21 protein-coding genes and 2 tRNA genes are annotated in these 21,910 nt (G+C 72.9%); 14 read left to right on the top strand and 9 right to left on the bottom strand.

Annotated elements, in window-relative coordinates; all coding sequences use genetic code 11:
* Nucleotides 1-59 precede the first annotated feature (59 nt).
* The 4 genes from ACERUN_RS15950 to deoC all read right to left on the bottom strand — a co-directional run bounded on the left by ACERUN_RS15950 (nucleotide 60) and on the right by deoC (nucleotide 2,414).
* Entirely contained in the window at nucleotides 60-776 is a 717-nt protein-coding gene (locus ACERUN_RS15950; RefSeq protein WP_370291020.1) for a DUF305 domain-containing protein, read from the bottom strand.
* A 96-nt stretch (nucleotides 777-872) separates the two neighbouring features.
* On the bottom strand, nucleotides 873-1,367 hold the full coding sequence (locus ACERUN_RS15955; RefSeq protein ID WP_370291021.1) for a DUF6153 family protein: 495 nt from the start codon (nucleotides 1,365-1,367) through the stop codon (nucleotides 873-875).
* 75 nt (nucleotides 1,368-1,442) lie between these two features.
* Entirely contained in the window at nucleotides 1,443-1,733 is a 291-nt protein-coding gene (locus tag ACERUN_RS15960; RefSeq protein ID WP_370291022.1) for a DUF3099 domain-containing protein, read from the bottom strand.
* A 6-nt stretch (nucleotides 1,734-1,739) separates the two neighbouring features.
* Entirely contained in the window at nucleotides 1,740-2,414 is a 675-nt protein-coding gene (deoC, locus tag ACERUN_RS15965; protein ID WP_370291041.1) for a deoxyribose-phosphate aldolase, read from the bottom strand.
* A gap of 136 nt (nucleotides 2,415-2,550) precedes the next feature.
* On the opposite strand from deoC, the gene ACERUN_RS15970 reads away from it, so the two are divergent.
* Complete coding sequence (locus ACERUN_RS15970; protein ID WP_370291023.1) at nucleotides 2,551-3,153, top strand: hypothetical protein; 603 nt, start codon at nucleotides 2,551-2,553, stop codon at nucleotides 3,151-3,153.
* Between the two features lie 301 nt (nucleotides 3,154-3,454).
* Here ACERUN_RS15970 and ACERUN_RS15975 read toward each other — a convergent pair whose 3' ends face one another.
* Complete coding sequence (locus ACERUN_RS15975) at nucleotides 3,455-5,146, bottom strand: phospho-sugar mutase (protein WP_370291024.1); 1,692 nt, start codon at nucleotides 5,144-5,146, stop codon at nucleotides 3,455-3,457.
* 97 nt (nucleotides 5,147-5,243) lie between these two features.
* A complete protein-coding gene (locus tag ACERUN_RS15980; RefSeq protein ID WP_370291025.1) occupies nucleotides 5,244-6,236 on the bottom strand; it encodes an aldo/keto reductase in 993 nt (330 codons plus the stop codon).
* Nucleotides 6,237-6,375: 139 nt separating this feature from the next.
* On the opposite strand from ACERUN_RS15980, the gene ACERUN_RS15985 reads away from it, so the two are divergent.
* Genes ACERUN_RS15985 through ACERUN_RS15995 form a run of 3 tightly spaced genes read left to right on the top strand, consistent with a single transcriptional unit; the run spans nucleotide 6,376 to nucleotide 9,364 of the window.
* A complete protein-coding gene (locus ACERUN_RS15985; RefSeq protein WP_370291026.1) occupies nucleotides 6,376-7,743 on the top strand; it encodes a flavin-containing monooxygenase in 1,368 nt (455 codons plus the stop codon).
* Nucleotides 7,740-8,402 (top strand): TetR/AcrR family transcriptional regulator, encoded by a 663-nt coding sequence (locus tag ACERUN_RS15990; protein WP_370291027.1) that lies wholly within the window; start codon nucleotides 7,740-7,742, stop codon nucleotides 8,400-8,402. The genes ACERUN_RS15985 and ACERUN_RS15990 overlap by 4 nt, the downstream gene beginning before the upstream one ends.
* A complete protein-coding gene (locus tag ACERUN_RS15995) occupies nucleotides 8,399-9,364 on the top strand; it encodes an alpha/beta fold hydrolase (protein ID WP_370291028.1) in 966 nt (321 codons plus the stop codon). Before ACERUN_RS15990 ends, ACERUN_RS15995 begins: the two co-directional genes overlap by 4 nt.
* On the opposite strand, the gene ACERUN_RS16000 is transcribed toward ACERUN_RS15995, so the two are convergent.
* From ACERUN_RS16000 to ACERUN_RS16010, 3 genes are read right to left on the bottom strand one after another with little or no spacing between them, the layout of a single operon-like run.
* Entirely contained in the window at nucleotides 9,343-9,993 is a 651-nt protein-coding gene (locus ACERUN_RS16000; RefSeq protein ID WP_370291029.1) for a heme oxygenase (biliverdin-producing), read from the bottom strand. The genes ACERUN_RS15995 and ACERUN_RS16000 overlap by 22 nt on opposite strands.
* 5 nt (nucleotides 9,994-9,998) lie before the next feature.
* Nucleotides 9,999-10,838, bottom strand: a complete 840-nt coding sequence (locus ACERUN_RS16005; protein ID WP_370291030.1) for a purine-nucleoside phosphorylase — start codon at nucleotides 10,836-10,838, stop codon at nucleotides 9,999-10,001.
* 26 nt (nucleotides 10,839-10,864) lie between these two features.
* Nucleotides 10,865-11,317, bottom strand: coding sequence for a gamma-glutamylcyclotransferase (locus tag ACERUN_RS16010; protein WP_370291031.1), 453 nt, complete (start codon nucleotides 11,315-11,317; stop codon nucleotides 10,865-10,867).
* Between the two features lie 133 nt (nucleotides 11,318-11,450).
* On the opposite strand from ACERUN_RS16010, the gene lpdA reads away from it, so the two are divergent.
* From lpdA to tig, 10 genes are all read left to right on the top strand, one after another.
* On the top strand, nucleotides 11,451-12,851 hold the full coding sequence (gene lpdA, locus ACERUN_RS16015) for a dihydrolipoyl dehydrogenase (protein ID WP_370291032.1): 1,401 nt from the start codon (nucleotides 11,451-11,453) through the stop codon (nucleotides 12,849-12,851).
* 164 nt (nucleotides 12,852-13,015) lie between these two features.
* On the top strand, nucleotides 13,016-13,759 hold the full coding sequence (locus ACERUN_RS16020; protein ID WP_370291033.1) for a hypothetical protein: 744 nt from the start codon (nucleotides 13,016-13,018) through the stop codon (nucleotides 13,757-13,759).
* A 60-nt stretch (nucleotides 13,760-13,819) separates the two neighbouring features.
* Nucleotides 13,820-15,187 (top strand): NAD(P)H-quinone dehydrogenase, encoded by a 1,368-nt coding sequence (locus tag ACERUN_RS16025; RefSeq protein WP_370291034.1) that lies wholly within the window; start codon nucleotides 13,820-13,822, stop codon nucleotides 15,185-15,187.
* A 20-nt stretch (nucleotides 15,188-15,207) separates the two neighbouring features.
* Nucleotides 15,208-15,729, top strand: coding sequence for a ribose-5-phosphate isomerase (locus tag ACERUN_RS16030; RefSeq protein ID WP_370291035.1), 522 nt, complete (start codon nucleotides 15,208-15,210; stop codon nucleotides 15,727-15,729).
* Nucleotides 15,730-15,734: 5 nt separating this feature from the next.
* Nucleotides 15,735-16,598, top strand: coding sequence for an Fpg/Nei family DNA glycosylase (locus ACERUN_RS16035; RefSeq protein WP_370291036.1), 864 nt, complete (start codon nucleotides 15,735-15,737; stop codon nucleotides 16,596-16,598).
* The gene (locus tag ACERUN_RS16040; protein ID WP_370291037.1) at nucleotides 16,553-17,665 is read left to right on the top strand and encodes a PP2C family protein-serine/threonine phosphatase; all 1,113 of its coding nucleotides are present in this window, start codon (nucleotides 16,553-16,555) and stop codon (nucleotides 17,663-17,665) included. Before ACERUN_RS16035 ends, ACERUN_RS16040 begins: the two co-directional genes overlap by 46 nt.
* A 115-nt stretch (nucleotides 17,666-17,780) precedes the next feature.
* A tRNA-Gly gene (locus tag ACERUN_RS16045) sits at nucleotides 17,781-17,854 on the top strand.
* A 35-nt stretch (nucleotides 17,855-17,889) separates the two neighbouring features.
* Nucleotides 17,890-17,965: transfer RNA gene (locus tag ACERUN_RS16050), tRNA-Pro, on the top strand.
* 342 nt (nucleotides 17,966-18,307) lie between these two features.
* Nucleotides 18,308-20,188: a hypothetical protein gene (locus ACERUN_RS16055; RefSeq protein WP_370291038.1), complete on the top strand. Its 1,881-nt coding sequence runs from the start codon at nucleotides 18,308-18,310 to the stop codon at nucleotides 20,186-20,188.
* 274 nt (nucleotides 20,189-20,462) lie between these two features.
* Nucleotides 20,463-21,869 (top strand): trigger factor, encoded by a 1,407-nt coding sequence (gene tig / locus ACERUN_RS16060; protein WP_370291039.1) that lies wholly within the window; start codon nucleotides 20,463-20,465, stop codon nucleotides 21,867-21,869.
* The last annotated feature ends 41 nt before the right edge of the window (nucleotides 21,870-21,910 follow it).

The following is a 21,910-nucleotide window of genomic DNA, read 5'->3' on the forward strand; positions in this document are numbered from 1 at the left end:
GCGGCCGGAGCCGGAGGTCGTGCGGCCGCGGAGTCCGGTCGGCCGCACGGCCCGCGGCGTCACGCGTCCAGCAGCTTCCTCATCTGGTCGATCTCGGCCGACTGCGAGGCGATGATGCTGCGCGCGAGGGCCACCGCGTCGGCGTCCTCGCCCTGCTTCACCTCGGTGCGCGCCATCGTCACCGCGCCCTCGTGGTGCTCGAGCATCATCTGCAGCCAGAGGCGCTCGAAGTCGGCGTCCGAGCTGGCGGCGAGGTCGTCCATCTGCTGCTGGCTCATCATGCCGGGCATCGAGGGCATCGAGTCGTGGGCGCCGCCGTGATCCATGCCGTCCATGCCGTCCATGCCCTCCATGCTGTGCCCGCCGTTGACGTGGTCGCGCACGGTGGCGGGCACCGGGCGATCCCACGTCCGCAGCCAGCCGGTCATGGTCTCGATCTCGGGCGTCTGGGCCTCGCGGATCGCCTCCACCAGCCTCGAGGTGGCCGCGCTGAGGGTGCGTCCCTGCGTGAGGTCGACCATCACCAGCGCCTGCGCGTGGTGCTGGATCATGTCGGTGGCGAAGGTGATATCGGCGGTGTTGAACGGCTCGGAGGCCGGGACGGAGGAGGACGAGGCGCCCTCGCCCTTCGCCGGCGAGTGAGAGCCGTCGTGGCCGCCGCAGGCGGCGGTGCTCAGCGCGAGGACGGCGGTGAGCGCCAGCGCGCCGACGCGGCCGAGGCGTCGGCGGGCGGAGGGGGCGGCGGTGGTCGCGTTGGTGCTGGTCGTGCTGGTCATGTCGGTGTTCCTTCTCGGTCGAGTGGCGCTGCTGGGGCGGGCGCGGTCGGAGGCGCCGACGGACGGGTGTCGTCCGCGGCGTCGTCCGGGTGCCTGTCAGCAGCGCAGGATCGAGAGGGCGTGCAGGTCGGGTGGATCGCGCGCGAGCCGCAGGCTCGGCGGCACGAACCGCGGCGGACGTCGAGCATCGAGCCCGACGAGGAGGCCGCGTCCGCCGGCGGGCAGCAGCAGGGCCAGCGCCAGCAGCAGCACCGCCAGGCACATCGCCGCCATGGCGTCGTGCATCCCGTGGTGCAGGTGACCCTCGCCACCGGAGGCGGAGGCGGAGGCGGAGGCGGAGGCGGAGGCGAAGTCGGAGTCTGAGTCGTAGGCGGGGCTCGCGAGCATGGTCTGGGCCTGCGACCGCGGCGGCGCGCTCGCGTGGTGATCGTGCTGCGTTCCGGCGTGGGTCGCTGTCGGCGAGGACGGGCTCGCCGGCTCGCCCATCACCACCGCCGAGGCGGACGGCGCCGCCGTGGCCGATCCGTGCAGGGCGAGGCCGTGCATCGCGAGCACGCCGGAGACCGCGAGCAGCGCCACCACGCTCCTCATGAGTCCTCGCCATCCCCGCACGAGACCCAGGATAGGCAGGTGCGTCACCGTCTTCGGTGGGCGGCGGGGGAGCGATCAGTCGCGCGGGCGGCGGCGCCAGTTCGCGACCACGACCGCGACCGGCGGCAGCACGGCCGCCACCGCGCTCATCGCGATCGCCAGCGGGACCGAGAAGAGCCGCACGACGTTCCACGCCAGGACGACGAGCACCGCGCAGGTGCCCATGATCCAGAAGTAGGCGCGCTGGCGGTCGACCCCGCGGGGTCCGGTGCGCTCGGGCTCGAAGCCCTCGGCGTCGTCGGGGTCCGGCTCGGGGCCGCCCGACCCGCCGGAGCCCCAGCGATCACCCGGTCCGCGGTCGAGCATCGGCGCTCAGTACCCGCCGTCGGAGGACGGGGCGGCAGCGGTGCCGGCGGCGTCCTCGAGGAGGGCGCGCGAGCCGGACACGCCCAGCCGGGTGGCACCCGCGGCGATCATCGCGCGGGCCTGCTCGGCGGAGCGGACGCCGCCCGAGGCCTTCACCTGCAGCTGCGGCACGGTCTCGGCCATCAGGCGCACGGCGTGCTCGGTGGCGCCGCCCGCGGGGTGGAAGCCGGTGGAGGTCTTCACGAAGTCCGCGCCGGCGTCGGCTGCGGCGCGGCAGGCGCCGACGATCGCGTCGTCGGTGAGGGCGGCCGACTCGATGATCACCTTGAGGACGACGGGCGCCGGCGCCGCCGCGCGCACGGCCGCGATGTCGTCGCGCACGTCGTCGAAGCGGCCCTCGAGGGCGGCGCCGATGTCGATGACCATGTCGATCTCGTCGGTGCCGCCGGCCACCGACTCAGCGGCCTCGGCCGCCTTGATCGCGCTGCCGTGCTTGCCGCTCGGGAACCCGCACACGACCGCGAGCTTCACCTGTGTGCCCTCCGGCAGCGCTGCGCGGGCCGTGGCCAGCATGGAGGGCGACACGCACACCGAGAACGTGCCGAGCTCGACGGCCTCGGCCACGAGGGCCTCGACGTCGGCGCGGGTGGCCTCGGGCTTGAGCAGGGTGTGGTCGATCATCGCCGCGAGGTCGTCGCGCGCGATGGTGTCGATCGCGGTGTTCGGGGTGGGTGCACTCACCGATCCAGCATAGGCAGCCGACCGCCCGGGAGCCGCTTCCGCTGCGCGTGAGCGGCGCTGACTAGGCTCGAATCCCATGAGGTTCCTCCGAGGTGGCTCCACCGGCCCCGAGTCCGTCAGCGCCACCCAGACCCACCGGTCGGGCGGGACGGCGAGCGCGGTGGCCGGGGCGGGCGTCGTCCTCGTGTTCCTGGCCGGGCCCCTCCTGCAGGGCGATGCGCCGCCCGCGTGGGGCGTCACGGCCGCGGCGCTCGCGCTGCTGCTCATCTGGATCGTGCTCCTGCGCCCGGCGATCGTGGTGGGGCCCGACGACATCGTGCTGCGCAACAGCCTGTCGGTCGCCACCGTCCCCTACGCCAGGATCCGCCGCATCGCGGTGCAGCAGTTCACCGTCGTCGAGGTCGACCCGCCCGGCGGCACCGCGGACGACGCCTCGCTCGCGCTCACCTGCAACGGTCTCGGCCGCAGCCGCTCCCGGATGCGCCGTGACGCTGCCGGCCCCCAGCGCGTCGACCGGGTCTCGCTCGCCGCCCTCGTCGAGGACCGCATCGCCCGCCGGGCTAAGGACGCTCGTCGCCTCGCCGACGACCCCCGCCCCGTGGAGGTCGAGCGCACCACCTGGCTGCTCGTGACGCTGCCCGCGCTGACCGGCCTGACCGTCGTCCTCGCCCTGCTCTGACGCACCACCCCCGCGCCGACCTGCGTCGCTGGGCCCCGCTCGCGCGGGGCCGCGATGTAACACGCCGTCCACCCGACTGCCCGCCGGTTGTCGGTCGCTTCGGGTCCGGATCCGGGCTCAGAACGACTGAGAAGTGTCAGGTAGTCGGGTGGACGGCGTGTTACATCCCGGCGGCCGGCCCCGGCGGCCGGCCCCGGCGGCGCCAACCATTCCCGGCGGCACCAACCATCCCCAGCGCCCTGGCGGCGCCCCACCGCCCTGGCGGCGCCCCAGCGCCACCGGCGGACGACGGCGGGCCGCGTCAGAGGCCGGCGGCGGCGGCGATGTCGGTGCGCAGGGCGAGCAGTCGCGCGCTGGCCTCGGCGCGGGCGGTGGCGAGCGCGTCGGCGTCGGCGTCCTCGGCCACGGGCACGACGACCTCGAGGTAGCACTTGAGCTTGGGCTCGGTGCCGCTCGGCCGCACGATCACGCGGCTGCCGTCGGCGGTGCGGTAGCGCAGGCCCTCGGTGGGCGGCAGCGCGTCGGCGTCGTCACCGGGGGAGGCGAGGTCGTCGACCTGGGCGACCTCCGAGCCGCCGAGCCGTGCGGGCGGGCTGGTGCGCAGGGTCGACATCACCTCGCCGATGCGGGCCAGGTCGTCGACGCGCACCGAGAGCTGGTCGGTGGCGTGCAGCCCGTGGGTGCGGGCGAGGTCGTCGAGGAGGTCGAGCAGCGTGCGACCGTCGGCCTTGGCCTGCGCGGCGATCTGGCACAGCAGCAGGGCCGCCGAGACGCCGTCCTTGTCGGAGACGCGGGCCGGGTCGACGCAGTAGCCCAGCGCCTCCTCGTAGCCGAAGGCGAGGCCGGGGATGCGGCCGATCCACTTGAAGCCGGTGAGGGTCTCGGCGTGCGGGGCGCCGTGGGCGGCGGCGAGGCGGGCGAGCAGCGAGGACGACACGATCGAGGTGGCGTACACCCCCTCCTGGCCCGCGCGCAGCAGGTGGTCGGCGAGCAGCGCGCCGACCTCGTCGCCGCGCAGCATCCGCCACCCGTCGGGGCCCTCCACGGCGGCGGCGCAGCGGTCGGCGTCGGGGTCGTTGGCGATGACCAGGTCGGCGCCGTTGCGGGCCGCCAGCGCGAGCGCGAGGTCCATCGCGCCGGGCTCCTCGGGGTTCGGGAAGGCCACGGTCGGGAAGTCGGGGTCGGGTGCCTCCTGCTCCGGCACGACGGTCACCGACGTGAACCCGGCCGTCTCGAGGACGGCGGGCAGCGCGGCGCCGCCCACCCCGTGCATCGGGGTGTAGACGATCTCCAGGTCGCGCGGGCCGTCGGTGGCCAGGGCCGCGACGGTGTCGAGGTAGGAGTCCACGACGTCCTCGCCGAGCACCCGCCCCCCGCTCTCCTCCACCCGCACGCGGACGACGCCCGCGAGGTGCCCGACGGCCGCGATCCGCTCCGCGATGCCGGCGTCGGCGGGCGGCACGATCTGGCAGCCGTCGCCGAGGTAGACCTTGTAGCCGTTGTCCTGCGGCGGGTTGTGGCTGGCGGTCACCATCACCCCGGCCACGCAGCCGAGCTCGCGGATCGCGAAGGCCAGTAGGGGCGTGGGCAGCGGTCGCGGAAGCAGCAGAGGGGTGAGGCCGGCGCCGGCGACGACCTCGGCGGTGTCGCGGGCGAACACGTCGGAGTCGTGCCGCGCGTCGTAGCCGATCACGACGCTCGCGCCGTCGGCGGCGCCCTGGTCGCGCAGGTAGGCGCACAGCCCCGCGGCGGCCCGGATGACCACGATGCGGTTCATCCGGTTGGGGCCGGCGCCCAGCGCGCCCCGCAGGCCGGCGGTGCCGAACTGGAGCGTGCCGTGGAAGCGGTCGGCCAGGTCGGACGCCGCGTCGGCGTCGCCGTCCTCGACGCGGGCGAGGAGTGCGGCGAGCTCGGTCCGGGTGCGCTGGTCGGGGTCCTCGGCGAGCCAGTCGCGGGCACGAGTGAGCAGCACGTCGACGTCGGGCGTGGTCATGGTCCCGACGCTAGGGCATGACCACGCCCGCTCATCGCTCGCCGGCCCCCTCGCCGGTCCCGCTCGCCCGCGCCGCTCACCGGGCGGGGGCACCGGCTCAGGCGTCGATGTGGCTCATGTCGCCGTAGCGGTCGCCGGCCACGGCGTCGCGCGGCACCGCGCGCTCGATGCTCGCGAGGTCGTCGGCGCTGAGCTCGAGGTCGAGGGCGCCGACGTTCTCCTCCAGGTAGCGCACCCGCTTGGTGCCGGGGATCGGGGCGACGTCCTCGCCCTGCGCCTGCACCCAGGCCAGCGCGAGCTGCCCGGGCGTGCACCCCTTGGTGGCGGCGATCGCGGCGATGGCGTCGACGAGCGTGAGGTTGTGGGCGAGGTTCTCGCCGTTGCTGCGCGGGAAGTAGGCCGAGCCGCGGCTGTCGCCCTCGGCGAAGCCCTCGGCGCCGACCGCCCCCGTCAGCAGGCCTCGGCCGAGCGGGGAGTAGGGCACCAGACCGATGCCGAGCTCGCGCAGCACGGGCAGCACGTCGTCCTCGAGGTCGCGGGTGAACAGCGAGTACTCCGTCTGCAGCGCCGTGATCGGGTGGACGGCGTGGGCGCGGCGGATGGTCTCGGCCGAGGCCTCGGAGAGGCCGAGGTGGCGCACCTTGCCGGCCTCGACGAGCTCCTTCATGGCGCCGACGGTCTCCTCGATCGGCACCGACTTGTCGACGCGGTGCTGGTAGTAGAGGTCGATGTGGTCGACGCCGAGGCGCTCGAGCGAGGCGTCGCAGGCGCGGCGCACGTAGTCGGGGCTGCCGTTGATGCCCACCCGGGTGCCGTCGGGCAGGCGCTCGTTGCCGAACTTGGTGGCCAGCTGCACCTCGTCGCGACGATCGGCGATCGCGCGGCCGACCAGGCGCTCGTTGGTGAAGGGGCCGTACATGTCGGCGGTGTCGAGGAAGGTCACTCCGAGGTCGAGGGCGCGGTGGATGGTGGCGATGCCGCTGTCCTCGTCGGGTGTGCCGTAGAACTCCGACATGCCCATGCAGCCGAGGCCCTGGGCGGAGACGGTGAGGGGGGAGGCGGTTCCGAGGGTGCGGGTGGGGATGCTCATGTAGTCCAGGTGACCACGGCGGTGGTCACCATCCCCTGACGCGCGTCCGTGGCCATTGACGCGTGTCAGGTCCGCGGATTAGCGTGACCCCGGTCACATCCGCCGGCCTCGGATGTGCGTCGTCCCGAGGAGGGATCGCATGAGGAGCACCTCGCCCCGCGTCGCCGTGATCGGCGCCGGCATCAGCGGACTCACCAGCACCAAGATGCTGCTCGACTACGGGGTCGAGGCGACGTGCTTCGAGTCCTCCGACCGGGTGGGCGGCAACTGGGCCTTCGGCAACCCCAACGGCCACAGCAGCGCCTACCGCTCGCTGCACATCGACACCTCGAAGCACCAGCTGTCGTTCAAGGACTTCCCGATGCCGGAGGAGTACCCGGACTTCCCCCACCACACGCAGGTCAAGGCCTACCTCGACGCCTACGCCGACGCCTTCGACGTGCGCCGCCACATCGAGTTCGAGAACGGCGTCCTGCAGGCGCGCCGGCTCGACGACGGCGGATGGGAGCTCGACACCGAGCGCACCGGCACGCGCCGCTTCGACCTGCTGGTGGTGGCCAACGGCCACCACTGGGACCCCCGCTTCGCCGACAAGCCGGGGGAGTTCACCGGCCTCACGATGCACTCGCACGCCTACATCGACCCGCACACGCCGCACGACCTGACGGGTCGGCGCATCCTCATCATCGGCCTGGGCAACAGCGCCGCCGACATCGCGGTCGAGCTCTCCAGTCGCACGCTCGACAACGAGGTCGTGATCTCGACGCGCTCGAGTGCCTGGATCGTGCCGAAGTACTTCGCGGGCACGCCGGCCGACAAGTACTACCGCACCTCGCCCCACATCCCGTTCGCCTGGCAGCGGCGGTTCGTCCAGATCATGCAGCCGCTCACCGCCGGGCGACCCACCGACTACGGCCTGCCGGAGCCCAACCACCGCTTCTTCGAGGCCCACCCGACGCAGTCGGTGGAGCTGCCGCTGCGGCTCGGTTCGGGCGACCTGCGGGCCACGGGCGACATCGAGCGCTTCGACGGCTCGACCGTGCACTTCGTCGACGGCACCTCGGCCGACTTCGACGTCGTGGTGCACGCGACGGGCTACAACATCACCTTCCCGTTCTTCGACCCCGCCTTCATCAGCGCGCCCGACAACGAGATCCGGCTGTTCAAGCGCATCTTCAAGCCGGACGTCGACGACCTCGCCTTCGTGGGCTTCGCGCAGGCCACGCCCACGCTCTTCCCGTTCGTGGAGGCGCAGTCGCGACTCGTGGCCGCCTGGGCGATCGGCCGCTACGCGCCGCCGAGCCGCGAGGAGATGGAGCGGGTGATCGACGCCGACCAGGCCAAGTACACCGCGCACATGGTGCAGCGCCCGCGCCACACCCAGCAGCTCGACTACTTCCTCTACGAGCACGACCTGCGCACGCGCGAGCTGCCGGCGGGCGTCGCCCGCGCCCAGCGCCCGGAGCGGGCCTCGTCCGCCCGCCCGCAGCTGTCGGTGGTCTCGTGACCGGCCTCGCCCCCGGGGCCGCGGGCGACGAGCGCCCCTGGGCGCGTCTGGTCGACCGGCGCAGCGTCAACCGCGGCGACCGGCGCCGCGCGGCCCTCCTGGGTGCGCTCGACGACCTCCTGCGCGAGCAGACGCTCGAGCAGGTCAACGTCGCCGAGATCTCCGCCCGCGCCGGTGTGAGCCGCTCGGCCTTCTACTTCTACTTCGAGTCCAAGGCCACCGCCGTGCTGGCGCTCATGGCCCAGCTCTACGACGACGCGTCCGAGGCCACCGATCGGCTCGTGAAGGCCGAGGGCGACCCGCGCCAGCGGATCCGCGGAGTGATCGAGACCCTCTTCGACTCCGTCGACCGCACGCCGCACACCTACCGCGCCCTGCTGCAGGCGCGCGCCGCCCACCCCGCCGTCGGCGAGCTCTGGGACGCCGGTCGCGCCGAGTTCGCCGCGCTGGTGGCCGAGATGAGCGTGCGCGAGCGGATCGGCGCCCGCGCACCCGACGACGACGCCGCCCCCGACGCCTCCGCCCTCGCCGCGGTGCTGCTCGACCTCAACGACCACGCACTCGAGCGCTACGCCCTCGGGGCGGGGCCGCCGCGCGAGCGCCACATCGACACCCTCGTCCACCTCTGGGTGGCCGGCATCTACGGGAGCCCGGCATGACCGTCACCGCCTTCGACTACCGCTCCGCCGGCACGCGCTGCGCCGCCACCCACCACGCGCCGACCCCCGGGCCGGCTGCCGCGGGGGGCCGGCCGGTCGTCGTCCTCGCCCACGGGCTCGCGGGCACGCAGGACTCCGGGCTCGCGCCCTTCGCCGCCGCCTTCGCCGCCGCCGGACTGCACGCGGTGACCATCGACTACCGCGGCTTCGGCGCCAGCGACGCCGCGCCCGGGTCCGCGCGGCAGGTGGTGTCGATCGACGCCCAGGTCGCCGACCTCCACGCCGCCGCCGACGCGGCCAAGCGCCTCCCCGGCGTGGACGCCGACCGGCTGGTGCTCTGGGGTGTCTCGCTCGCCGGCGGGCACGTGGTGCGCGTGGCCACCGAGCGCAGCGACGTCGCCGCGGTCGTCTCGGTCGTGCCGCTCGTCGACGGTCTCGCCGCCGCGCGCCTCGCCGCGCGCCACCACCGCCCGGCCGCCCTGGCGGCCTCGACCGGCCGGGGTGTGGCCAGCACGCTCGGACGCCGCCTCGGTCGCGGCCCGCGGATGATCCCGGTGGTGGCCCGGCCGGGCGAGGTCGGAGCCCTCACGCTCGAGGGCGCCTACGACGACTACCTCGCCATCGCCGGCTCCACCTGGCGCAACGAGATCGCCGCCGAGGTCGTGATGGAGCTCGGCACCCGGGCGCCGCTCAAGGCGGCGGCGGCCCTGGCCGGCACACCCTGGCTGGTGCAGGTGGCCGACTTCGACCGCTCCGCGCCTCCGCAGGCGGCGATGAAGGCAGCCTTCGCCGGCCGCGCCCACGTGCGCCACTACGCCGGCGACCACTTCGACCTGTTCGCGGGCAAGCCCTGCCACGAGGCCGCCGCGCGGCACGCGGTCGACTTCGTCGCGGCGCACGTGCTGCGCCCCGAGGAGCGGGTGCGGGTCGAGCAGTCCGCCTACGCCGCGCCGAGCCGGTAGCGCGGCAGGTCGGCGCCCAGCTCGTCGAAGAGCGCGCGGTTGAGCGCGAAGGCCGCGCGGACGTCGTCCACGAGGGCGGTGATGCGGGGCGCCGGCAGGTCGAGGGCGTCGAGGCGCTCGCGGTAGGCGTCCTTGTAGCGGCGCGGGTGGGGGATCGAGGCGAACTCGTAGAAGGTCGCGCCCGCCCCGGCCGGCAGGTCGTAGATGCGCCGCAGCAGCGTGCCGATGATGCGTCCGCCCGACAGGTCGCCCAGGTAGCGCGTGTAGTGGTGGGCGAGCAGCGCGGCGGGGTCGTCGGCGTCGCGCTCGATGCGCTGCACGTAGGCCTCGGCGGCGGGGGAGCGGACCTCGCGCGACTCCCCGGGCGCCCAGTGCTCGAGGTCGGCGTCGATCGCACCCAGCCGCGCCAGCCCGGGGTCGTGGACGACGCTCACCACCGGGTGGTCGCGATGCTCGTGCAGCGCGCGCTCGAGCGTTGCGTAGACCGGTCGCAGCCGCAGCAGCAAGTCGGTGTGCGCCCGCGCCGTGAGCTCACCGGCCAGGAGGGCGGTGATGAACGGCGCGGACTCGGCGTCGCGGTGTTCGGCGGCCGAGCCCTCGCGCAGGGCGGCGGACAGGGGGAGTGGCAAGGGGCTCAGATCCTGGGGACGATGCGGGCGAGGAGGTCGCCCATGCGGCTGGCGGCGGCGCGACCGGCCTCGAGCACCTCGCTGTGGTCGAGGGGCGCGTCGCTGATGCCGGCGGCGAGGTTGGTGACGAGGCTGATGCCGAGCACCTCGAGGCCGGCCTCGCGCGCAGCGATCGCCTCCAGCGTGGTGCTCATGCCGACGAGGTTGCCGCCGAGGATGCCGGCCATGCGCACCTCGGCCGGGGTCTCGTAGTGGGGCCCGGGGAACTGCACGTAGACGCCCTCGTCGAGATCGGGGTCGACCGTGCGGCACAGCTCGCGCAGTCGGGCGGCGTAGAGGTCGGTGAGGTCGACGAAGCGGGCGCCGACGATGGGGGAGCGGCCGGTGAGGTTGATGTGGTCGCTGATCAGCACGGGGGTGCCCGGCATCCACGCGGGGTTGAGGCCGCCGCAGCCGTTGGTGAGCACGATCGCGCGGCAGCCGGCCGCGGCCGCGGTGCGCACGCCGTGCACCACGGCGTCCACGCCCTTGCCCTCGTAGTAGTGGGTGCGGCTGAGGAAGACGAGCAGGTGGCGCTCGGGGGCGTCGCCCTGGCCCTCGAGACGGATCGAGCGGACCTTGCCGGAGTGGCCGGCCACGGCCGCGGCGGAGAAGCCCGGCAGGTCGGTGACGTCGAGCTCGGTGGTGTTCGCGCCGCCGGCGCCGTCGAGGGCGTCGGCCGCGGGCAGCCAGCCGGACCCCAGCACGAGTGCGACGTCGTGGCGCTCGACGCCGGTGAGCTCGGCGAGGCGGGCGGCGGCCTGCTCGGCCAGGGCGTACGGCGTGGGAGCGGGGGTCTCGGTCACCCGCTCACCCTAGGTCAGGGTCGTGGTCAGTGCTCGATCGAGCGGCACGGCCTGGTGCGGAGCGCGTGCACGTAGTCGTGCGGGGCATCCGCGGCCTCGGCCGCGTCGGCGATCACCCCGAGGTAGGACGCCGACGGCAGGCCGCCCTCGTAGGCGTCGAGCACGTAGGTCCAGGCCACCACTTCGCCGAGCATCGTCGACACCCGCACCTTCGTGCGACGGTAGAGGCCGGAGTCGGCCGACTCCCACTGGTCGAGGTTCGGCTCGTCGGCGGGGCTCACGTCGTAGATCGCCACGAAGACCTGCTCGAACGGGTCCTGGACGATCGTGGCCAGGGAACCGTCCCAGCCGTGCTCCTCGCCGCCGAAGGTGAGGCGCCAGCCCGTCAACCACCCGGTGCTGCGCAGCGGCGAGTGGGGGCACCGCTCGCTCATCCGCGCCGGGTCGAGGTTGGTGCCGTAGGCGGCGTAGGCGGTCACGGACTGCAGGTTAGTGCCTGGGCCCTCGCTGCCCGCTCGGCTGCCTGCCCGCTCGCCCGCCTGCTCGCCTGCCTGCACAGCCGCCGTGCCACCGGCTTGGGGCCGCGGCCTCGCGCCGCACTAGGCTGGCGATGTGACCCACTTCGATGTCCTCGTCCTCGGTGCCGGCCCCGGTGGGTACGTCGCCGCGATCCGCGCCTCGCAGCTCGGCAAGTCCGTCGCCGTGATCGAGAAGCAGTACTGGGGCGGCGTGTGCCTCAACGTCGGCTGCATCCCCTCCAAGGCGCTGCTGAAGAACGCCGAGCTCGCGCACACGCTCACCCACGAGAAGGCGAAGTTCGGCATCGAGGGCGACGCCACGATGTCGTTCGCGCCCACGCACAAGCGCTCGCGCCAGGTGTCGGCGGGCATCGTCAAGGGCGTCCACTACCTGATGAAGAAGAACAAGATCACCGAGGTCGACGGCTGGGGCACCCTCACCGGCCCGAAGACGGTGTCGGTGGCCCTCGAGGACGGCTCCACCGTCGAGCACACCTGCGACAACCTCATCATCGCCACCGGAGCCACCGTGCGCACCGTGCCGGGCGTGGAGGTCAACGGCAAGAACATCGTCACCTACGAGGAGCAGATCCTCGACGAGAACCTGCCGGGCTCGATCATCATCGGCGGCTCGGGCGCGATCGGTGTCGAGTTCGCCTACGTGATGAAGAACTTCGGCGTCGACGTCACCATCGTCGAGTTCCTCGACCGCATGGTCCCCACCGAGGACGCCGACGTGTCGAAGGAGCTTGCCAAGCACTACAAGAAGCTCGGCGTGAAGGTGCTCACCTCCACCGCGGTCAAGGGCGTCGAGGACACCGGCTCGGGCGTGAAGGTCACCGTCGCCCCGGCCGGCGGCGGCGACGAGCAGGTGCTCGAGGCCGACAAGTTCATGGCCGCCTTCGGCTTCGCCCCGCGCACCCAGGGCTACGGCCTGGAGAACATCGGCGTGAAGCTCACCGAGCGGGGCGCCATCGAGATCGACGACTTCTGCCGCACCAACGTCGACGGCGTCTACGCCATCGGCGACGTCACCTCCAAGCTGATGCTCGCCCACGTCGCCGAGGCCATGGGCATCGTCGCCGCCGAGACCATCGCCGGCGCCGAGACCATGCCGGTGGAGTACGACTTCGTGCCGCGCGCCACCTACTGCCAGCCGCAGATCGGCTCCTTCGGCTACACCGAGGCCCAGGCCAAGGAGAAGGGCTACGACGTCAAGACCGCGTCCTTCCCGTTCTCGGCCAACGGCAAGGCGCAGGGCCTCGGCGAGGCCGTCGGCTTCGTGAAGGTCGTCGCGGACGCCGAGCACAACGAGATCCTCGGCGCCCACCTCATCGGCCCCGACGTCACCGAGATGCTGCCGGTGCTGACGCTGGCCCAGAAGTGGGACCTCACCGCCGACGAGGTCGGCCGCAACGTGTTCGCGCACCCCACGCTGTCGGAGGCCGTGAAGGAGGCCGTCCACGGCATCGCGGGGCACATGATCAACCTCTGATCGCGCGCTCGCGCCCGATCGCCGGCCCCGTCGACCTCATGGTCGGCGGGGCCGTCGCCTTCGTCCGGCGACCACGCGCCGTCGGCCGACCGGCCCGAAGGGACCACCCGGTCTGAGTACCTGGGCACACCTCGGCGAGTGCTGCCGTCGCCAGGCTGGGCCCCATGAAGGATCTGCGCAGACTCATCGTCGCTGTCGTCGTCGGCTCGTTCTCCCTCGCCGCCCTGCTCGGGATCGTCACCTTGCTCAGCCCCGGGGCCTTCGGGGAGACCGAGCTGCAGGTACTGCTCACCACCGTCATCGCCGGCGTCGAGGCCACCGTGGTGCTGTGCCTGCTCAGCCTGACCGGCCACCGGTTCGCGCCGATCGGCGTGGTCGGCGGGGTCTCGTCCGCGATCGCCACCGGATGCGCGCTGCTGTTCACCTGGGCGGACTTCGGCTCCGATCCGCTCTTCGAAGCGGTGGAGAAGACCTTCGGGGTCACCGCGATCCTCGCCCTCACCGCAGCGCAGCTGGCCCTGCTCATCTCGCGGGTGCTGCGGCCCGAGGTGTCGGAGGGCCTCCGCGCGCTGCTCGGAGCGAGCGCCCTGGCCGCCTCGCTGGTGGCCGCGATGACCATCGGCCCGGTCCTCACCGGGTCCGACCCCGGCGACGACTACTGGCGCGTCCTCGGCATCGTCGCCATCCTCGACGCACTCGGCTCGGTCGTGCTCATCGCGCTCGGGGCGTTCGGCCGGGCACGTCAGCGGGCCGCGGCCGGGGGCGGTGGCGCCGGGTCGGGCGACGCCGTGAGCCTGAGCGAGGCCCAGCTGCTCCTGCTCGAGAGGGTCGCCCGCGAGCGCGGCACCACGTCGTCCGAGGTGCTCGACCGGGCGCTCAGGGCGCTCGTCGACCACCGCGTGCGCTGAGCGACGGCGACTGCTCCGGCGGTTCGGGGAGCGCGGCGTTCGGCTGCAAGAATGGCGGTCATGGCACGCGTCGTGATCGTCGGTGGTGGTCCGGGCGGCTACGAGTCGGCCCTGGTGGCGGCTCAGCTGGGCGCCGAGGTGATCGTGATCGACACCGACGGCCTCGGCGGCTCCGCGGTGCTCACCGACTGCGTGCCCAGCAAGACCCTCATCGCCACCGCCGAGGTGATGACCGACCTCGCGGGCGCCGCCGACCTCGGCATCGCGGTCGCCCCGCCCACCGTCGAGCTCGCGCAGGTCAACCATCGCGTCAAGCTGCTGGCGCTTGCCCAGTCGCACGACATCGCCACCCGCCTCACCCGCGAGGGCGTGCGGCTGGTCACCGGTCGTGCCCGCCTCGACGGCCCCGGCCGCGTCGTGGCCGAGCTCGCCGACGGCGGCACCGAGACCTTCGACGCCGACGCCGTGCTCATCGCCACCGGCGCCGCGCCGCGCACGCTGCCCACCGCGCAGCCCGACGGCGAGCGGATCCTGACGTGGGAGCAGGTCTACGACCTCGACGAGATGCCGAGCCACCTCATCGTCGTCGGCTCGGGCGTCACCGGTGCGGAGTTCGCCAGCGCCTACCAGTCGCTGGGCATCCCGGTGAGCCTCGTCTCCTCGCGCGACCGCGTGCTGCCCGGCGAGGACCAGGACGCCGCCCAGGTGCTGGAGGACGTCCTCACCCGTCGCGGCATGACGGTGCTCAGCCGCTCGCGGATGGCCTCGGTGGCCCGCGACGGCGACGTCGTCACCGTCACCCTCGCCGACGGCCGCGAGGTCGCCGGCTCGCACTGCATCCTCGCCCTCGGGTCGGTGCCCAACACCGCCGGCATCGGCCTCGAGGAGGCGGGGGTGCGGCTGAACGAGGGCGGCTTCATCGAGGTCGACCGGGTCTCGCGCACCTCGGTGCCGGGGGTCTACGCGGCCGGCGACTGCACCGGCGTCCTCATGCTCGCCTCGGTGGCCGCCCAGCAGGGGCGCATCGCCATGGCGCACGTGCTCGGTGACGCCGTGGCACCGCTCGACCTCTCGGTCGTGGCCTCCAACGTCTTCACCTCGCCCGAGATCGCCACGGTCGGCGTGACCCAGCGCCAGGTGGACGCCGGCGAGGTGCTCGCCGAGGTCATCACCCAGCCGCTCGCCACCAACGCCCGCGCCAAGATGCAAGGCATCGTCGACGGCTTCGTGAAGCTCTTCGTCGCCCCCGGCTCGGGCAGCGTCCTCGGCGGCGTGGTGGTCGGCCCTCGCGCCTCCGAGCTCATCCACCCGGTCGCGATCGCCGTCACCGAGCGCCTCACCGCCGACCAGGTCGCCCAGACCTTCACCGTCTACCCCTCGATCAGCGGCTCGATCGCCGAGGCCGCCCGCCGCCTGCACCGGGCCTGACCTCTGGAAGGATGGGTGGCATGCGCGTCCACCTCGGCTGCGACCACGCCGGCCTCGAGCTCAAGTCCCACCTCATCGAGCGGCTCGCGGAGCTGGGCCACGAGCCGGTCGACCACGGCCCGTTCGTCTATGACGCCCTCGACGACTACCCGGTCTTCTGCCTCCGGGCCGCTGAGGGCGTGAAGGCCGACCGCGACGCGGGTCAGCAGAGCCTCGGTGTCGTCATCGGCGGCTCGGGCAACGGTGAGCAGATCGCGGCCAACAAGGTGCCCGGCATCCGCGCCGCGCTCGCGTGGTCGGAGGAGACCGCGGTCCTCGCCCGCGAGCACAACGACGCGTGGGTGGTGGCCGTCGGCGGTCGCATGCACACCCTCGAGGAGATGACCCGCCTGGTCGAGGTCTTCCTGGCCACCCCGTTCCCCGGCGACGAGCGCCACGTGCGCCGCATCGGCCAGATGGGCGACTACGAGCGCACCGGCGAGCTTCCGCCGCTGCCGGAGTCCGCGCTCGGCGGTGCTGCAGCCGCCCGGGACGATGCCTGAGGCTCATGCCTGAGGGCCATGCCCTCCACCGCCTCGCCGACGACCTGAGCTCGACGTTCGCCGGCGGACACGTGCGGGCCTCGAGCCCGCAGGGCCGCTTCGCCGTGGCCGCCGCGGGTCTCGACCGCCATCTGCTGCTCGGCGCGGAGGCGTGGGGCAAGCAGCTGTTCATCGCCTTCGAGGACGAGCGGTTCGTGCACGTGCACCTCGGCCTGTACGGCACGTTCGCCATCGACGTCGCACCCACCGTGGACGACGAGGTGCCCGCCCCCGTCGGGCAGGTCCGCCTGCGGCTCGAGCGCCCCGCGTCGTCCACGAGGACGGCGGCGTGGGCCGACCTGCGCGGTCCGGCGCGCTGCGCGCTCGCGACGCCCGGCGAGCGCGACGAGGTCGTCGCACGGCTCGGCCCGGACCCGCTGCGCGAGGACGCCGACCCGGATCGTGCCTGGGCGCGGATCTCACGCAGCAGCGCCCCCATCGGCACGCTGCTGATGGACCAGTCGGTGCTCGCTGGCGTCGGCAACGTCTACCGCGCCGAGGTCCTGTTCCGTCACCACCTGGACCCCCTCCGCCCCGGGCGCACCCTGCGCGCCTCGCAGTGGCAGGCGATGTGGGACGACCTCGCCGGTTTGATGGCCGACGGCGTCGCGGCGAACCGCATCGACACGGTGCGTCCCGAGCACGCGCACGACCGTGAGGAGCACCGCGGCGGCGCCCACGACTGCGCGGGCGACGTCTACGTCTACCGCCGCGCGTCGAGGCCGTGCTTCGTCTGCGGCGCGTCGGTGCGCACGCAGGTGCTCGGTGGGCGCAATCTGTTCTGGTGCCCACGCTGCCAGCCCGCGTTCCGCTCCCGGGCGGGGCGGTGACCGCGGTGAGTGCGGTCAGCAGTCTGGACCTGCGCCGCCGCCTGAGCGGAGATCGCGGCATCGCGCTGGGCCTCGTGGTGCTCTCGGCAGCCGTCGTGGTGGGCATCGCCATCAATCCGGAGGCCGTGCCGGTGGTCGGCGCCTTCGTGCCGCTGGTGCTCGCGGTGCTGCTGCTCAGCAACCGGCTGATGGTGGCGTACGCCTTCTACATGCTCCTCGTCATCACCGCCGCGACCCTGCTGCAGGACGACATCACCGCCCGCACCGGCTCGGCGATCGTGGCGATGTACCTGCTCACCCTCACCGTCATCGGCGTCGGCCGCGGGCCGGGCCGGCTCGCGGTCAGCCGGCTGCGCGGGGAGTCGATGCTCGTCGACCTGCGCGACCGCATCCTGGCCCAGGGCCAGATCCCACCCCTGCCCGAGGGATGGGCCGTCGAGTCGGCCATCGCCTCCGCCGGCGGCACCGGGTTCGCCGGCGACTTCATCGTGGCCAACCTGGGCGAGCGTGGACGACGCATCGACCTCGTCGTCGTCGACGTCTCCGGCAAGGGGGAGGCCGCGGGCACCCGCGCTCTGCAGCTCTCGGGTGCGATGGGCGGTCTCGTGGGCGCTCTGCCGCCGAGCGGGTTCCTCCCCGCCGCCAACGACTACCTGCTCCAGCGCTCCTGGGAGGAGGGGTTCGCCAGCGCGGTGCACCTCTCGGTCGACCTCGCCGACGGTTCCTTCGAGCTCCGGTCGGCCGGCCACCCGCCCGCCGTCCAGCGCCACGCCGGCTCGGGTCGGTGGCAGGTGCTGCGCGCCGAGGGCCAGGTGCTCGGTGTGCTCGAGGACGCCGACTTCGAGCCGCTGCGAGGCCGCCTGGCGCCGGGCGACGCGCTGCTGCTCTACACCGACGGCATGGTCGAGGAGCCGCGTCGCGACATCGAGCTCGGCATCGACCAGATGATGGGGGAGGCCGAGTCGTTGCTCCGCGGCTCGTGGGACGGCCTGGCCGCGCGGCTGGTGGCGGCCGTCGGCTCCCCGGACGACGACCGCGCGCTGCTCGTCGTCCACCGGCGGGGGTGACTGGCGGCCTCGACGGCCGTGAGTCGCGGGAGCGGTGGCCCCGGGTTGCGATGCGGCCGCCTCGCTGTGGCACGATGACTCCGGTTCGGCGGGCCAGATCGGCTGCCGGAACGCCGGGGATGTAGCTCAATGGTAGAGCCTCAGTCTTCCAAACTGATTACGCGGGTTCGATTCCCGTCATCCCCTCCACGCGCGGTGCGCGGGCTCGCCCACTCGCCGCGCGACGGGGCGTAGCGTAGTGGCTAGCGCGCCTGCTTTGGGAGCAGGAGACCGCAGGTTCGAGTCCTGTCGCCCCGACCACCTCTCTCGCGGTCGCTCCGGCCGCGGCCCCTCGCCCGTCCGCCCGGCCCGGTCGTGCTGCACCTGAGGCCGAGGAATTGTCGGCGGCTCGGGGAGGCGCTGCGGGCGGCATCGTCGTCCCCATCGGCTGAACATTCGTTCAGTGGTGTGAGCGGGCGGGGGTCCTGAACTGATGGGACCAGGGGCTCATTTCGTTTCGGTGACGTAACGCCGATTTGGTGAGGGCGTTGTCAAGGCATCGGCAGCGCGTGACGGACTCGGGAACGGCGGCCCTGCGATGCGCGGACGGCGAGGTGCCGTCTTCTCGCGCTGTCCTTCCCTCTTCCTCCCAGGAGTTGTTGCATGCCCATCGAGCCTGTTGAGTCCGTCGAGTCGTCGTCCGTCGAGAGCCCTTCGGTGGGTCGCGCCGCTGCCCTGCGTCGCAAGATGCTGCGCGGCGGCCCGGTGCCGCTGGCGGCGGGAGTGATCGTGTTCGCGCTGGTGTCCGGTTCCTCGGGTGCGGTGGCGGGTCGGTTGATCACGGGTGAGGACATCAAGAACCGGTCGATCTCGAACCGTGATCTGGCGACGAACGCGGTCAATTCCCGCATCGTGGTGGACGGCAGCCTGGAGGCGCGTGACCTGAGCCGTGCGACCCTGCGGGCGCTGACGCCGGCGACGCCGGCTCCGGGTGCTCCGGGCAGTGCGTGGTTCTCGGGTGCGGGTGCGCCGACGTCGGTGGATGCCAACGATGGTGACTGGTACTTCGACACCGAGACCTCTCAGGTCTACACCCGTGTCGGGGGTGCTTGGGGGTTCGTGGTGGACCTGACCGGCGCCCAGGGCATCCAGGGTGTGCAGGGCATCCAGGGCATCCAGGGTGAGAAGGGTGAGACCGGCGCTCAGGGCATCCAGGGTGAGAAGGGCGACCAGGGCCTGAAGGGCGACACGGGCGCCGCCGGCAAGGACGGTCGGGACGGCAAGGACGGCACCGTCTGGTCCTCGGGTGCGGGTGCGCCGTCGCCGAGCCTGGGTGCGGTGGGTGACTGGTACCTCGACTCCGAGACCGCCGACGCCTACCAGAAGACCGCCCCCGACGCCTGGACCAAGCGGGTGAACCTGCGTGGCGCCAAGGGCGAGAAGGGCGAGAAGGGCGCGACCGGCGAGCAGGGTGTTGCGGGTATCGACGGTGCGTCGTGGTTCACCGGTGCGGGTGCGCCGGCGGAGGCGCTGGGTGCCGATGGTGACCTCTACCTGGACACCGAGACCGGTGATGTGTTCAAGCGCAAGGGTCTGTGGTCGAAGCTGACCAACATCCGTGGTCTGAAGGGTGACCCGGGCAAGGACGGTGTCGACGGCAAGAACGGCGAGAAGGGCGCGAACGGCACCAACGGGACCAACGGCACTAACGGGACCAACGGTGCGGACGGTGCGGTGTGGTTGACCGGTGCGGGTGCGCCGGAGGCTTCGCAGGGTGTGGACGGTGATCTGTACCTGCGCACGTCGAACGGTGATGTGTTCAAGAAGGCTGCCGGTGCGTGGGGTGCGCCGATCGCGAACCTGACCGGTCCGGCGGGTCCGAAGGGCGCCGACGGCACCTCGGCTGGCGGTGGCACGACGTGGGTGACCGGTGCTGGTGCGCCCAGCCCGCAGAGCACGAACCCCGTGCTGGGGGCGCTGTACCTCGACACCACCAGCGGCGCGGTGTACAAGGCCGACGGCACCGCCTGGGCTGCGATCTACACGCCCGCCGCCGCGGGTGCTCCGAGCGTCCAGGTCGATGCCAAGCCCAGCACGAACCAGCCGATCTCGAGCAGGGTGGACGGCAGCACCTCGACGCTGGTGAGCTTCGGCGCGGCCAACGACCAGCGGGCCTCCCTCACGAACGGCAACACCTTCAACGGCACCACCTTCAAGGTCGGCAACGGCGGTGCGGGTTGGTACGAGGTCCGCGCCGAGTCGCGCGGCGTCACCTCCAGCGGCGGGCTTTCCAGCAACTTCCCGATCCTGTACCTCGACGTCAACGACGCGATGGGCAACACCAACACGGGCGCGGCCGCTATCGGGACGTACGACTCGGTGCTGTCGCACACCGCCTACCGCGGGCACAGCGTCGTGGCCCGGACCGTCTACCTCAAGGCCGGCGACACCGTGCAGATCCAGGCCGTCGCGGCCTCCAGCTCGATGGACGCCTACACCTCGACCGAGGGTCTCACCTACCTGCAGATCGTCCGGCTGGGCTGAACGACCTCGGGGCGCCTCGGCGGCGCTGCGCTGCGCACCGGCGTCCACCGCTTCGGCGGTGGGCGCCGGTCGGCGTGGGTGGCCTGTTCGCGCGTACGGCCCGATGCCCGCTCGGGCGCTCCGCACGGGTACCGTTGGCCGGTCGGATCCGGCACGCTGATGTGTCGCGCCCTCGGGGCGCGACCGAGGCGCGCGGCCGAGCATGGTGATCAGACCGATCACGGGCGGGCGACCCGCGTCCGCGCACCACCCACCGACCAGTAGGAGAACACCTGTGAAGAGCGCCGTCGAGACCTTGAGCCCGACCCGGGCCAAGCTGACCGTCGAGGTGCCCTTCGAGGAGCTCAAGCCGAGCCTCGACGCGGCGTACCAGAAGATCGCGAAGCAGATCAACGTCCCCGGCTTCCGCCGCGGCAAGGTCCCGCCGCAGGTCATCGACCGCCAGGTCGGCCGCGGCGTCGTCCTCGACGAGGCCGTCAACGAGGTGCTGCCGAAGGCCTACGTCGAGGCGCTGCAGGAGAACTCGCTGACCCCGCTGGCGCAGCCGGAGATCGAGGTCACCAAGTTCGAGGACAACGAGGGCCTGGAGTTCACCGCCGAGGTCGACATCAAGCCCGCGATCGACCTGCCGGCCTACGACGGCCTCACCGCCGAGGTCGAGGACCTCGTGGTCTCCGACGACGACGTCGCCGAGCAGGTCGAGGCGCTGCGTGAGCGCTTCGGCACCCTCAGCGACGTCGAGCGCGCCGCCGCCGACGGCGACTTCGTGGTCATCGACCTCGTCGCCACCCAGGACGGCGAGGTCGTCAACGGCGCCGAGATCTCCGACTTCTCCTACAAGGTCGGCTCCGGCGGCATGATCGACGGCCTCGACGAGGCCCTCGTCGGCCTCGAGATCGGCGCCGAGAAGATCTTCGTCACCCAGCTCGTCAGCGGCGACCTCGTCGGCCAGGACGTCGACGTGAAGGTCGTGCTCAAGCAGGTGCAGGAGCAGGAGCTGCCCGAGCTCGACGACGACTTCGCCCAGGAGGCGAGCGAGTTCGACACCCTCGACGAGCTCAAGGCCGACGTCCGCGAGCGCCTGACCCGCGGCAAGCGCCTCGAGCAGGCCGCTGCCGCCCGCGACGCCGTCCTCGAGGCGCTGCTGGAGAAGGTCGAGGTGCCGCTGCCCGAGACCATGGTCACCGAGGAGCTCAACGCGCGTCGCGCCAATCTGGAGCAGCAGCTGCAGATGGCCGGCATGACGCTGGAGAAGTTCCTCGAGGAGGAGAAGCAGACCCAGGAGGAGTTCGAGGCCGACCTCGAGCGCCGGGTCCGCGACGCCGTGGCCGCGCAGTTCCTGCTCGACGAGATCGCGGACTCCGAGGAGATCGGCGTCGACCAGGCCGAGCTCACCCAGCACATGATCCGTCGCGCGCAGCAGTCGGGCCAGGAGCCGCAGGAGTTCGTCAACCACATGTTCGAGCACAACCACGTGCCCGAGCTGGTGCAGGAGATCCGCCGCGGCAAGGCGCTGCAGATCCTCGTCGAGGGCTCCGAGGTCAAGGACGCCTCCGGCAACGCCGTCGAGCTCAAGCTCCTCCAGGCCGACGGCACCATCGGCGAGCCCGTCGTCGAGGACGACGCCCCGTCCGCCGAGGCTGCGGAGAGCGACACCGAGGGCGAGTCGACCGAGGCCTGAGCCTCGACCGCGCCCCTTCAGCGCACCGTCCAGCGGCCCGC

The organism is Nocardioides sp., assembly GCF_964229035.1.
GTDB lineage: Bacteria > Actinomycetota > Actinomycetes > Propionibacteriales > Nocardioidaceae > Nocardioides.

Excerpts from the sequence above, each read along its gene's own strand:
- ACERUN_RS15950 (WP_370291020.1), bottom strand. The coding sequence starts at position 776 with ATGACCAGCACGACCAGCACCAACGCGACCACCGCCGCCCCCTCCGCC.
- ACERUN_RS15955 (WP_370291021.1), bottom strand. The coding sequence starts at position 1,367 with ATGAGGAGCGTGGTGGCGCTGCTCGCGGTCTCCGGCGTGCTCGCGATG.
- ACERUN_RS15960 (WP_370291022.1), bottom strand. The coding sequence starts at position 1,733 with ATGCTCGACCGCGGACCGGGTGATCGCTGGGGCTCCGGCGGGTCGGGC.
- deoC (WP_370291041.1), bottom strand. The coding sequence starts at position 2,414 with ATGATCGACCACACCCTGCTCAAGCCCGAGGCCACCCGCGCCGACGTC.
- ACERUN_RS15970 (WP_370291023.1), top strand. The coding sequence starts at position 2,551 with ATGAGGTTCCTCCGAGGTGGCTCCACCGGCCCCGAGTCCGTCAGCGCC.
- ACERUN_RS15975 (WP_370291024.1), bottom strand. The coding sequence starts at position 5,146 with ATGACCACGCCCGACGTCGACGTGCTGCTCACTCGTGCCCGCGACTGG.
- ACERUN_RS15980 (WP_370291025.1), bottom strand. The coding sequence starts at position 6,236 with ATGAGCATCCCCACCCGCACCCTCGGAACCGCCTCCCCCCTCACCGTC.
- ACERUN_RS15985 (WP_370291026.1), top strand. The coding sequence starts at position 6,376 with ATGAGGAGCACCTCGCCCCGCGTCGCCGTGATCGGCGCCGGCATCAGC.
- ACERUN_RS15995 (WP_370291028.1), top strand. The coding sequence starts at position 8,399 with ATGACCGTCACCGCCTTCGACTACCGCTCCGCCGGCACGCGCTGCGCC.
- ACERUN_RS16020 (WP_370291033.1), top strand. The coding sequence starts at position 13,016 with ATGAAGGATCTGCGCAGACTCATCGTCGCTGTCGTCGTCGGCTCGTTC.
- ACERUN_RS16025 (WP_370291034.1), top strand. The coding sequence starts at position 13,820 with ATGGCACGCGTCGTGATCGTCGGTGGTGGTCCGGGCGGCTACGAGTCG.
- ACERUN_RS16030 (WP_370291035.1), top strand. The coding sequence starts at position 15,208 with ATGCGCGTCCACCTCGGCTGCGACCACGCCGGCCTCGAGCTCAAGTCC.
- ACERUN_RS16035 (WP_370291036.1), top strand. The coding sequence starts at position 15,735 with ATGCCTGAGGGCCATGCCCTCCACCGCCTCGCCGACGACCTGAGCTCG.
- ACERUN_RS16055 (WP_370291038.1), top strand. The coding sequence starts at position 18,308 with ATGCCCATCGAGCCTGTTGAGTCCGTCGAGTCGTCGTCCGTCGAGAGC.